The following is an 11,541-nucleotide window of genomic DNA, read 5'->3' on the forward strand; positions in this document are numbered from 1 at the left end:
GAGCGGCGCGGCGGCCCCGCGGAGCCCGGCGCGGCGCGCGCGCAGGGCGGCCTCGGCGAGCGCGACGAGCGCCGCTCCCCAGGCGGCGGCCTCGCCGCGGAAGAGCAGGAGGCGCGCGTCGATGGGGAGCGCCTCGTCGTAGAGCGGCCCGGGCCAGGCGCCGAGGAGCGGATCGAAGAGGAACGCGGCCGGGCCGCGGTAGGCCGTCGCGAGCGTAAAGGCGAGGCTCGCGGCCAGCGCCGCCGCGTAGAGGACGCCCGCGAGGAGCGCTCGCCCTCGCGCGGCGACGGCGGCGAGCGTCGCGACCGCGGCCGCGAGGAGCGCGGAGGGGAGGGCGAGGAGCGGGAAGAAGGCGGCCGCCCGGGTGAGCGCGCTGCAGGGCCCGAGCGCCGCCCGCGCCACGCTCCCGGCGAAGAGGAGGGCGAGGAGCGCGGACAGCACGAGGACGGCGCCGCCGAACGCCGCCGCGGGGGAGGGAGCGGGGCGGTCCGTCTCGGCTCGCACGGCGGCGAGCGCGAGGAAGGGCGCGAGGGCCGCCGCGAGGAGGGCGCCCGCCTCTCCGAGCTCGTACCCCGGCGCGTCGAGGAGGGGCAGCGAGCCGCCCGCGAACCCCGCGGCGAGGAGAGCCACGCCGCCCGCGCGGACCGTGCGGCGGCGCGCGAGCGCGGCGGCGATGTGGAGGAACCGTGGCTCCACGGGAAGGCCTTTGCCGGCGCGCGCTGTCGGCCGCACCGGCTCCGGGATAACATGGCGCGGGATGACGGAGAACCGTGAGCACGCACGCGCGCCGATCGAGCTCAAGGTCGACTACAAGAAGCTGAACAGCTTCTTCGCCGACTACACGAAGAACATCTCGAAGGGCGGCACGTTCATCAAGACGCGCAAGGCGCTCCCGGTGGGCACCCGGTTCCTCTTCCGTCTCACCATCCCGGGGCGCCCGGCGACGTTCGAGCTCTCGGGTGAGGTCGTCCACGCCGCGACGGGCGGCGACGCCCCGGGGATGGGGATCCGGTTCGTCTGGGGGGATTCGCGCGACCGCGCCGAGTTCGAGGCGACCGTCGAGGGCCTCATGTCGGAGAGCCTCGGCCCGCAGCTCGCGCGGAGGCTCCTGCACAAGCCGTGAGCGTGGTCTCGGGGGTCGCCCCGTCCGCCGGGCGACGGCCCGTACCTCAGAACCTCGGCACGTTCTCGAACCGCACCCGGTCGCCTGCGCGGACGCCGCGCGCGGCGCACCAGCCGCCGTTCACCTCGAGCACGTAGCGGCTCGGCGCGCCCACCTCGCGGAGCGTGGTGGTCAGCGGCGCGGCGCGCTCGACGATCCCGACGATCCGCCCGTCGTCGCCGATGAAGAGCATGTCGAGCGGGATGAGCGTGTTCTTCATCCAGAAGCCGCGCGGCTCGCTCTCCTCGAAGAGGAAGAGCATGCCGGCGTCCGGATCGAGCCGCTCCCGCCACATGAGCCCCCGCGTGTGCTCCGCCTCGGTGCGGGCGAGCTCCACGCGCACCGGGTGGCGCGCCCCGGCGGCGGTCTCCACCACCACCCGGGCGGCGGCCGCGGGCGCATCGGTTCCCTTGGCGTTCACGCAGCTGAGGACGAGGAGCGCCGGGAGGGCGCGCACGAGGCGCGGCGTCACCGCGGCACGACACAGAACGACGAGAACGCGATGTCCCCGAGGTAGCGCTCGCGCACCGCGGGATCGAGCGTCCTCAGGAAGTTCTCGTCGGGCAGCAGGATGTCGCAGACGAGCCCGGTCTCGCTCGTGTAGCAGTCCTGGTTCGACACGCACGGCTTGGAACAGTAGCCGCAGTTCTCGCCGTTCGCCGCGTCGCACTTCCTGGCCCAGCGCGAGTCCGAGCTCGCGGGGGACACGATGCAGACGAGGTCGTCGCAGGCGGTGTTGCCGGACTGGAAGTAGTCCCCGATGGCGCTGGTGGGGGTCGGCGGAGGGAGCGAGCTATCGCTTCCCCACTGCAGCGTGCAGGGCTCGCCGACGTCCGGGTTCTGGCACGCGGCGAGCGCGATGATGGAGGCGAGCGCGACGGCGAGCTTGGAGGCGGGGGAGCGCATGGGTCGCGGAATCGTTAGCACGCGCTCCGCCCTCCGACAAGCAAGCGTCCAGGAGAGCGGTCGATAGCCGACAGTCACGTACAGCCGCGTACGCACGCGGTTTTCTGCCGGGCCGGTTCGTTGCCCCTCCACCGCCCTTTGGCTAGGATGCCCACCGGGCGCTGCCCATGCCACCTCATATGAGAACGCTCCTCGCAACCTGGCTAGCGGTCGTGCTCTCTCCTGCCTTGTCGTTCGCGCAGGAGGTGCCCGGCATCGATCTCACCCAGCCGCCTCCTCAGGAGGCGCCGGAGCAGCGGCCACCCTCCGACGCCGAGGAGCAGCCGCCGATGGACCTCTCCCAGCCGGGCGGTGCCCGGGCGGGCGAGCGTCCCGCGGCGGCGCCCGAGAAGGAGAAGAAGGACAAGCGGCCCCTCCTGCCCTTCACGGACGAGGACGTGGCGCTCGGCGATCGCGTGAAGGCGGTCCAGCGGAAGGGCTTCCTGAAGCGCGGCCGGCTCGAGCTCACGCCGATGTTCTCGGCGACCGTGAACGACGCCTTCTACCAGAAGTTCGGCGGAGGCCTGCGGCTCGCCTACAACCTGCAGGACAGCTTCGCGGTCGCGGTGCGCGGCACGTACTACGAGCGGCTGCGCACCGACAACGTCCGCGAGGGCAAGATCGCCTTCCAGAGCCAGCTGCTCACGTCCCAGCTCTACGGGCAGGCGATGCTCGACGGCATCTGGTCGCCGGTGTACGGCAAGGCCTCGGTCCTCGGCTCGGACATCCTCCACTTCGACGTGTTCCTCGCGGCGGGCTTCGGCCTCGTCTGGAGCGCGACGAGCCTCGAGCCTCGCAACGAGGGCCCGCACCTCGCGACGGACCTGGGCGGCGGCGTCCGCTTCTATCCGAAGGAATGGCTCGCCTTCGAGCTCGGGCTCATGGCGACGCTCTACCCGGACCAGCCCATCCTCTCGGTGCCGGGGACCGTCCAGAGCGTGTTCGTGGCCAACGTCGGCCTGTCGTTCTTCTTCCCCCCGCGCTTCGAGTACGTCTACCCATGACCGCGCGCCGCGCCAGAAGCAGCGTCCTCGCGCTCGCCGCGCTCGCCACGCTCGCCGTGGCCGCGCCCCGGGCCGCCCTCGCCCAGACGAAGGCCGACGCCTTCGCGGGGAAGATCCCTCCCGTCTCCGGCCAGCTCTACCGCAAGGCCGGCCGGGTCGAGCTCACCGCCACCGGCAACCTGTCGCTGAACGACGCCTTCTACTCGAAGTACTTCGGCGGCCTGAAGCTCGGGTACCACTTCACCGAGGCCTGGTCCCTCTCCGTGCAGGGCGCCCTCGGGGCCACCCGGCCGACGGGCTCCGCGGTCGTCTGCCCCAAGAACAGCGGCTGCGTCGACGCGAACGACGCCATGCTGCTGCAGGTCCCCGGCAAGCTGCGCCGGATCGTCGGCGCCGAGCTCGCCTGGGCGCCCGTGTACGGCAAGCTCAACGTGTTCGCGGAGAAGGTCGCGCACTTCGACCTGTCCATCCTCGCGGGCGCGGACCTCATCTCGCACGACGAGGTGCTCGGGCCGTCGGACGCCAGCGCGCTGGCGGCGAGCGGGAAGGACCCGGCGCTCGTCAGCACGGTCGGCGGCCACGTGGGGCTCGGGGCGCGCCTGTTCCTCAAGGAGTGGCTGGCCCTCCGCCTCGAGGTGAAGGACTACGTCTACGGCGTGGAGGTGCCCAACAACGGAGCGGGCAAGGACTGGCAGAACCAGATCTTCACCGAGCTCGGCCTCTCCTTCTTCTTCCCGTTCAGCAACCGCCCGCTCCCGTGAGCCCGACCATGACTGGCTCCACCCGCCATCGCCTGTCGTCGAGGGGCCGCCTGGCCGCCCTCCTCCTCGCGCTCCTCGGCGCTCCCGCCGCCCACGCGCAGCTCGGGATCGACCTCTCCGCGCCGAAGAAGGAGGAGGCGAAGCCCGCCAGGAAGAAGGCGCAGGCGAAGAAGAAGCCCGCCCAGAAGACCCAGAAGGCGCCGCCCGCGACGCAGAAGCGCGAGGCGGCGCCGCTCCCTGCGCCCGCGCCCGAGCCGGAGAAGCCGGTCGAGGCGCTCCCGGGCGAGCCGCCCGAGCAGGCTCCGCCCGCGGCGCGCGCCCCCGAGGCGCCGCCGCAGGAGCTCCCCGGCCTGAAGCTCGCGCCGGCGGATCCGAAGGCGACCGCCGTCGCGAAGGAGCGCCTCGCCGCCGCCAAGAAGCTCCTCGACGAGAAGGCGACGGAGACCGCCGCCCTGGCGTTCGACCAGATCCTCCGCGAGCCGAGCTTCGCCGAGGTGCACGACGAGGCGCGCTACCAGCGCGCGAAGGCGCTCGTGCGCATGGGGCTCAACCACTCGGCCCTGGCCGCGTTCGACGAGATCCTCGAGAAGGGCCCCAAGGGCTCGCGCTTCTACCACTCCGCCCTGGAGTGGGTGTTCCACGTCGGGCGCAAGCTCAAGAACGAGCAGCCGGTGCTGAACCGCGTCGCCAAGCACGCGCAGTGGGGCTTCCCGCCCGTCTACGAGGACCGCTTCCACTTCCTGCTCGCGAAGTACGAGTTCGAGCGCGGCCGGGCGCTCGCCGACGCCGGGCGCGCGGCCGACGCGAAGGCGGCGTGGGCCGAGGCGCGGCGGCTCGCGTCGCTCGTCCGCCGCGAGGCCGGCGCCAGGCCGCCGGTTCCGGCCGACGCGCCGTCCGCCGGGGAGGACTCGGGCGACGTATACGCGAAGGCGCGCTTCGTCGACGGGCTCGTGCTGTTCGCGCAGGGCGACGATCCGGCCTCGGTGGAGGCGTTCAAGGAGGTCATCCGCCTCACGAACCCGAAGCGCGGCCGCCACCCGGACCCCGAGCTTCGCGAGCTCGCCTTCCTGCAGCTCGCGCGCATCCACTACCAGAACCGGCAGAACCGCTACGCCATCTGGTACTACGGCAAGATGCCCTGGGGCGGGCAGCGCTGGCTCGAGGGGCTGTGGGAGGCGTCCTACGCCCACTACCGCATCGGCGACTACGAGAAGACCCTCGGCAACCTGCTGACGCTCCAGTCCCCGTACTTCCAGGACGAGTACTTCCCCGAGTCCTACGTGCTCGAGGCGATCGTCTACTACGAGAACTGCCGCTACCCGGAGGCCCGCCGGGTGCTGGAGTCGTTCTCGCGCCTGTACGAGCCCGTGTACCAGGAGCTCGCGAGCATCACCGGCCGGCCGCAGACGCCGGAGGCGTACTTCGAGGTGATCGAGCGGTCCCCGCACGGTCAGGGCGGCGCGATCATGCGCCGGATCCTGAAGGTCGCCTACACCGACCAGAACATCCGCCGCCTCGCGGAGTCGATCGGGGAGATCGACGACGAGATGGACCACGGCATCGGCGGCCGGCGCCCGGAGCTCCGCGAGTCGGCGCTCGCGAAGGATCTCCTCGAGAAGCTGCGCGCCGACAAGGCGGCGCTCGTCCAGGAGGCCGGTGCGCGCGCCCGGGGCAAGCTCGAGTACGAGCGCGACTCACTCCGGACCTTGCTCGCCCAGGCACTGCGGATCCAGATCGAGGTGTCGCGCAAGGAGCGGGAGGCCCTCGAGGGCGCGCTCGCGCGGGGGAGCCAGGTGGAGGTGTTGCGCGACCTCAAGTATTCGACCGCCGTCTCGGACGAGCACCTCTACTGGCCCTACGAGGGCGAGTTCTGGCGCGACGAGCTCGGCACGTACTCGTACACGCTCACGAAGGGCTGCAAGGACCGCCTGCCGCGGTCTCGCGCAGCGGCCCGGTAGTCCCCGGAGAGGAGCCTCGAGGATGCATCGTGCTCTCGTCGCCGGCGTCGCCCTGGCGCTCGGCGTTTCCACGGCAGGTGCAGATCCCAAGGCCCCGCCCCATGAGGCGGACCTCGGCCAGAAGCGCTCGGTCACGCCGGACGCGGCGCTCGGCGGCACGCTCGAGGCGGCGCGCCCGGGGGCCAAGGAGGCCGGCGGCCCGGCGCTCGCATTCGAGTCCTTCCGCAAGGTGATCGAGGTCCAGGTCTCGGACAAGCGGCGCGAGGAGATCACCTCCCTCCGCAAGCTCATCGACCTCGGCGGCGGCTCGCAGGTCGAGACGCCGCAGTGGTACTTCCGGCTCGCCGAGCTCCTGTGGGAGGAGTCGCAGTACTTCTTCTTCCAGGCGAACCGGCGCGACGACCAGCTCATCGCGCTCGGCAAGGGCAACCCGGCCGAGGCCGCGCGGCTCCAGGCGGAGAAGACCGACCTCGAGGGCCAGTCCCGCAAGCTCCAGGCCCAGGCGGTCGCGCTCTACAAGGCGATCATCGCGAAGTACCCGAAGTACCCGCGCCTCGACGAGGTGCTCTACTTCCTCGCCGAGAACCTCTCGCAGCACGACCGCTTCGACCCCGACGCGCTCAAGGCCTACCGCGCGCTCATCGAGCGCTACCCGAACTCGCGCTACGTCCCGGACGCCTGGATGGCGTTCGGCGAGTACTACTTCGAGAAGGCGAACAAGGCCGACCGGAACGGCAACCTGAAGCGGGCGCTCGAGGCCTACAAGAAGGCGTCCGAGTACCAGGAGAGCTCGGTCTACGCCTACGCGCTCTACAAGCAGGGCTGGGTGCACTACAACCTCGGCGAGTACGACCAGTCGCTCGAGCTCTTCCGCGCGGTCATCTACTTCGGGGAGCTGCCGACGAGCACCGTCCCCGCCGACAAGAAGCTCGCGCTCGTGAAGGAGGCGCGGAAGGACTACGTCCGCACCTACAGCCACGTCGGCTCGCCCGAGGCCGCGGCCGAGGAGTTCCGGCGCGTCGGCGGCGAGAAGGGCTGGTGGGACATGCTCCGGTCCCTCGCCGACCTGTACTACGGCGACGGCAAGGATCGGGACGCCATCCTGGTCTACGCGCGGCTCATCCGCGAGAAGCCGCTCTCGCCGGAGGCGCCGTTCTACCAGTCGCGCGTCGTGACCTCCGCCGGACGCATGGGCCGCAAGGAGGCCGCGGTCCAGCAGGCGCACGTGTTCGTGAAGATGCTGCGGGACATCGAGGCGTCGCCCGCCGCGAAGGACGAGAAGGGCAAGAAGGTGCTCGCCGACGCGCGCCGCGACGCCGAGCAGACCCTGCGCATCCTCGCGGTGCAGTACCACAACGAGTGGAAGAAGACGCGCGACGAGCCGGTCGCCGGCTTCGCCGCGTCGGTGTACCGCGACTACCTCGACGTCTTCCCGGACGAGCCCACCGCGTACGAGATGCGCTTCTTCCACGCGGAGCTCCGCTACGCGCTCGCCGACTTCGAGGGGGCGGGCGCCGAGTACGAGCGGGTGGCCCTGCAGGACGTGAAGGCGGTGGAGGCGAAGCCGCCCGCGAAGCCCGGCAAGTTCTTCAAGGACGCGCTCGAGAACGCGGTGTTCGCGTGGGACCTCGTCGCGAAGAAGCTCGACGAGACCGAGAAGCGCGTCCCCACCGATCCGAAGAAGCGCCTCCCCCTCGCCCCGCCGCGCCAGAAGCTCCTCACGGCCTGCGAGCGCTACCTCAAGTACCAGCCGAAGGCCGAGAAGTGGGTCGAGGTCGCCTACAAGGCCGCCAACATCCACTACCGGCACAACGCGTTCGCCGAGGCGACCGACCTCTTCACGCGCATCGCGCTCGACCACCCCGAGCACGAGCTCGCCGGCTACTCCACGAACCTCGTGCTCGACGCCTACAACCTGCTCGGCGACTGGCGGAACGTGAACGGCTGGGCGAAGCGGTTCTACGCCAACGCCGCGCTCCTCAAGGCGCACCCGGCGCTGAAGGACGACCTCGCGCGGGTCATCGAGCAGAGCGCCTTCAAGATCATCGAGGAGCGGGAGAAGGCGCGCGACTACGAGTCCGCGGCCGAGGAGTACATCGCGTTCTCGCGCGACTGGCCGCAGTCGCGCCTCGCGCCGACGGCGCTCTACAACGCCTCGGTCGACTACGGCCGCGCCCACCGGCTCGACAAGTCGATGGAGGTCCGCGAGCAGTTCCTGCAGCGCTACCCGGGGCACGAGCTCGCGCCGAAGTCGCTCTACGACAACGCCGAGGCGTACGAGGCGATCGCCGACTTCTCGAAGGCCGCCGACCTCTACGAGCGCTACTTCCGCGAGTGGAAGCGCGCGGCGGGCGAGCCGCGGGGCGCGCCCCGCCACGCGAAGGCCGCGAAGGGCGCCAAGGCCCCCGAGGCGCCGGCGCAGCCCGTGGCCGCCTACGAGGAGAAGAAGGCGAACGACGCCATCATCAACGCGGCCGTGTTCCGCGCCGGCCTCAGGGAGTGGGCGCGCGCGGAGGCGGCGAGCGAGGCCTACCTCGAGACCTGGCCGAAGGGCGCCGACGCGCCGCGCATCTTCCTCTCCCTCGCCGACCTGTACGGCCGCCGCGGCCAGCCCTCGAAGGAGCTGAAGCAGCTCGAGGAGTACCGCCAGCGCTACGCGCGGGATCCGGACGAGTGGCTCGCCGTCACCCAGCGCATCGCCAAGCTCTACGAGAAGGCGGGCAGCGCGCGGCTCGCGCGCGACACCTACACCGAGGCACTCCACTACTGGAAGCGGAACCAGGGCCGGGTGAAGGACCGCGGCCTGCCGGTGGCCGCGCAGGCGATGTACCTCGAGCTCGAGCCCGAGTTCGTGGAGTACGACCGGATCACCCTGAACGTCGCGCCGAAGCAGCTCAAGGCGCAGCTGCAGGTGAAGGGTCGCAAGCTGAAGCAGCTCGAGGGCTCCTACGGGCAGGTGGTGAAGCTCAAGCAGGCGGATCCGGCCATCTGCGCGCTCTACAAGATCGGCCTCGGCTACAAGCGCTTCGCGCAGACGCTCTTCGACGCGCCCATCCCCCGCGAGATCCGCGGGCAGAAGGCGCTGGTGGAGGAGTACAAGGCGCAGCTCGCGCAGGTCGCGGAGCCGCTCGAGCAGAAGGCGATCGAGGGGCTCGAGCTCGCGATGAACGCCTCGCGTGACTACGGCGTGGTGAACGACTGCGCGAAGCAGGCGACCTCCATCCTCATGAAGTACAAGCCCGACGAGTACGGGCCGTCCCCCGAGGTGCTTCCGCGCGTGGCGCAGCCCGAGACGCGCGACGCGCCGAGCGGCTACGGCATCCTCGCGCAGATCCAGCCGGTCGCCCCCGCGTCCAAGGCGCCGCCGGCTCGCCACGCCGAGCCGTCCCTGCCGCCCCTCCGCGTGACGCCGGCCACGCAGCGCGGCGAGGCGCGCGCCCCGTCCGCCGCCGACTCGCAGCGGCGCGTCGTGAGCGAGGATCCGCTGCCGTCGCGGAAGGAACGCAAGAAGGCCGACGAGGAAGACGAGGACCTGCTGCCGTGACCACGACCCGACGAGTCCTCCCCGCGATCCTGCTCGCCGGCGCGATCGGCTGCGCCGGCTCCCGCCCGCGGCCCACGGACGCGCACCAGGGCGGAGGCCGGGCGTCCACCTCCACGACGTCCGCCGCGCCCGCGGCCGGGGGCGACACCGGCGGTGCGCGCTCCGAGCGGCTCTTCGCGGAGGCGCTGAAGGCCCAGGAGGATCAGCGCAAGCTGGGCGTCCCCACCGACTGGGCGCACCTCGAGCGCAAGTGGCGCGCCGTGCTCGACGAGCAGGAGATCCCCGAGGCCCGCTACAACCTCGGCGTGGCGCTCGAGGGGCAGGGTGACGCGTCCGGCGCGCGGGCGGCCTACGAGCGCGCGCTCGCCGCGAAGCCCTCGCTGCGGCAGGCGGCGGTGAACCTGGGCGTGCTGCTCGAGAAGCAGGGCGACGCGCCGGGGGCCCTCGCCGTCTACGCGCGCGTCGTCCACGACTTCCCGGAGGACGCGATCGCCCGCGCCCGGCTCGCGGCGCTCTACCGCGCCTCGGGGCAGCTCGACGAGGCGTGGCGGCTCGCGCGCGAGGCGCTGCTCCGCGACTCCTCCTCGGTCGGCGCGAACAAGGTGCTCGCGCGCGTGGCGCTGCAGCGGAACGAGCTCGAACTCGCGAACCTCATCTCGCTCCGCGCCCAGAAGCTCGACCCGAAGGATCCCGAGCTCCCCTGGGTGAGCGGGCAGGTGCTCGCCCGCCAGGGTGACGACGCCGGGGCCGCGGCGCAGTACCGCAAGGCCCTCACCCTGTCGGCGGACTACCTCCCGGCGCGGTACGCCCTGCTCGAGGCCGCCACGCGGAAGCAGGCCTGGGCCGCGGTCGCAGAGCACGCGGCGGCCATCCTCCGGGTGGAGCCGAAGAACGCCCCCGTCCACCTGGCCCTCGGGGTCGCGAGACGCCACCTCGGGAAGCCCGACGAGGCGCTCGCGTCCTACGCCGAGGCGGAGAAGCTTGCTGGGGAGACGCTGCCCGAGGTGCACCTCGCGCGCGGGGTGCTCTACATGCGGGTGAAGAACGAGTGCCAGCCGGCGATCGACGCGTTCCGCGCGTACGCGCGCGCCGCCGGTCCCGTCGCCGCCACCGACTCCGCCGCTCCCCGGCTCGAGCGCGAGTGCATGCAGATCCTGGAGGAGAACCGGCGGGCGACCGAGGCGGCGAAGCAGATGCAGCTCGACGCCGAGCGCAAGGCCGCCGAGGAGGCGGCGAAGAAGGCGGGCCAGGGCGCGGCGAAGCCGGCCGGCGCGCAGGCTCCGGCTCCCGAGGGTGCGGGCGCGGCGACCACATCCACACAGGTCCCCGCACGCTGAAGCGAGGAGGCGGGCGCTTCTTGCTCGCTCTGCCACGGTGGTAAGCTTTCGAGAGGAAAGAGGTCCCGAAGATGCGTAACCTTCTCGCCGTCGCAGCGATTGCCCTCCCGCTCGCCACCCTCGCGCAGTCGCGCGAGCCGGCTCAGGCGCAGCGTTCCGGGCAGGAGCCGAAGGTCGAGTACGAGAAGAAGACCGTCATCAACTTCGAGGACGACACGATCGAGGGCGACCTGAAGCGTCCCGACGGCGAGTACGTCGAGGCGCGCCGCAAGGTCGATCACTCGAACCTCATCAAGATCCGCGAAAACTGGCGCGACAAGGTGATGCAGGCGTCCGGCGACCTCTAGGAACCCATGGCCACCCCCATCACCCTCACGGTCTTCCGCGGCGACGAGCTCGTACGAAGCGAGCAGTTCAACCGCGAGATCATCAAGATCGGGCGTCTCGCCTCGGCGCACCTCTGCCTCGAGGACGACAAGATCTCCCGCATCCACTCGGTCATCGAGGTCGCGCCCGACGGCGCCATCTCGATCATCGACATGGGCAGCGCGGAGGGCACGTTCGTCAACGGCAAGAAGGTGAGCCGCGGCGCCCTGCGCGTGGGCGACCAGATCACGCTCGGCGGCCTGCGCATCGTGCTCGAGTCGCCCGACGCCCGCGCGGCGCTGTCGGAGACCGCCGCGACGCCGAACCACGCCGTGGCCGCGCCCGCGGTCGCCGCCGCGGCCCCGGCCCGCGCGAACGGCACGCACGCGAACGGCTCCACGAACGGCAAGGCCGTCCACGCGGCCGAGGCGCCCACGCCGCCGGCGGCCGAGCCCGCCGCGGCG

At 71.9% G+C, this 11,541-nt stretch carries 10 protein-coding genes and 1 pseudogene; 8 read left to right on the forward strand and 3 right to left on the reverse strand.

What is annotated here, in order from left to right:
* Positions 1–696 (reverse strand): annotated as a pseudogene (locus tag MNZ29_RS21690) (type VI secretion system protein); the annotation flags it as partial.
* A gap of 61 nt (positions 697–757) precedes the next feature.
* Here MNZ29_RS21690 and MNZ29_RS21695 point away from each other — a divergent pair.
* The gene (locus MNZ29_RS21695; protein WP_242340886.1) at positions 758–1,123 is read left to right on the forward strand and encodes a TIGR02266 family protein; all 366 of its coding nucleotides are present in this window, start codon (positions 758–760) and stop codon (positions 1,121–1,123) included.
* Between the two features lie 46 nt (positions 1,124–1,169).
* On the opposite strand, the gene MNZ29_RS21700 is transcribed toward MNZ29_RS21695, so the two are convergent.
* Both MNZ29_RS21700 and cglC read right to left on the reverse strand, forming a co-directional pair.
* A complete protein-coding gene (locus MNZ29_RS21700; RefSeq protein ID WP_242356691.1) occupies positions 1,170–1,619 on the reverse strand; it encodes a DUF192 domain-containing protein in 450 nt (149 codons plus the stop codon).
* An 11-nt stretch (positions 1,620–1,630) separates the two neighbouring features.
* On the reverse strand, positions 1,631–2,068 hold the full coding sequence (cglC, locus tag MNZ29_RS21705) for an adventurous gliding motility lipoprotein CglC (protein ID WP_242340884.1): 438 nt from the start codon (positions 2,066–2,068) through the stop codon (positions 1,631–1,633).
* 212 nt (positions 2,069–2,280) lie between these two features.
* Between cglC and MNZ29_RS21710 the strand changes: the two genes are divergently transcribed.
* From MNZ29_RS21710 to MNZ29_RS21740, 7 genes are all read left to right on the forward strand, one after another.
* Positions 2,281–3,111 carry an outer membrane beta-barrel domain-containing protein gene (locus MNZ29_RS21710; protein ID WP_242356693.1) on the forward strand — a complete coding sequence of 277 codons (831 nt, stop codon included), beginning with the start codon at positions 2,281–2,283 and terminating at the stop codon, positions 3,109–3,111.
* Entirely contained in the window at positions 3,108–3,872 is a 765-nt protein-coding gene (locus MNZ29_RS21715; protein WP_242340882.1) for an outer membrane beta-barrel domain-containing protein, read from the forward strand. The genes MNZ29_RS21710 and MNZ29_RS21715 overlap by 4 nt, the downstream gene beginning before the upstream one ends.
* Before the next feature lie 8 nt (positions 3,873–3,880).
* Positions 3,881–5,830 (forward strand): adventurous gliding motility protein GltC, encoded by a 1,950-nt coding sequence (gene gltC / locus MNZ29_RS21720; protein ID WP_242340881.1) that lies wholly within the window; start codon positions 3,881–3,883, stop codon positions 5,828–5,830.
* A gap of 22 nt (positions 5,831–5,852) precedes the next feature.
* Positions 5,853–9,374 (forward strand): tetratricopeptide repeat protein, encoded by a 3,522-nt coding sequence (locus MNZ29_RS21725; RefSeq protein WP_242340880.1) that lies wholly within the window; start codon positions 5,853–5,855, stop codon positions 9,372–9,374.
* Complete coding sequence (gltE, locus tag MNZ29_RS21730) at positions 9,371–10,711, forward strand: adventurous gliding motility TPR repeat lipoprotein GltE (protein ID WP_242340879.1); 1,341 nt, start codon at positions 9,371–9,373, stop codon at positions 10,709–10,711. Before MNZ29_RS21725 ends, gltE begins: the two co-directional genes overlap by 4 nt.
* Before the next feature lie 71 nt (positions 10,712–10,782).
* Positions 10,783–11,058, forward strand: coding sequence for an adventurous gliding motility protein CglF (cglF, locus tag MNZ29_RS21735; RefSeq protein ID WP_242340878.1), 276 nt, complete (start codon positions 10,783–10,785; stop codon positions 11,056–11,058).
* A gap of 6 nt (positions 11,059–11,064) precedes the next feature.
* The coding region (locus MNZ29_RS21740; RefSeq protein ID WP_242356695.1) for an FHA domain-containing protein at positions 11,065–11,541 on the forward strand (477 nt) is incomplete at its 3' end.

This window comes from Anaeromyxobacter sp. SG64, assembly GCF_022690745.1.
Lineage (GTDB): Bacteria > Myxococcota > Myxococcia > Myxococcales > Anaeromyxobacteraceae > Anaeromyxobacter > Anaeromyxobacter soli.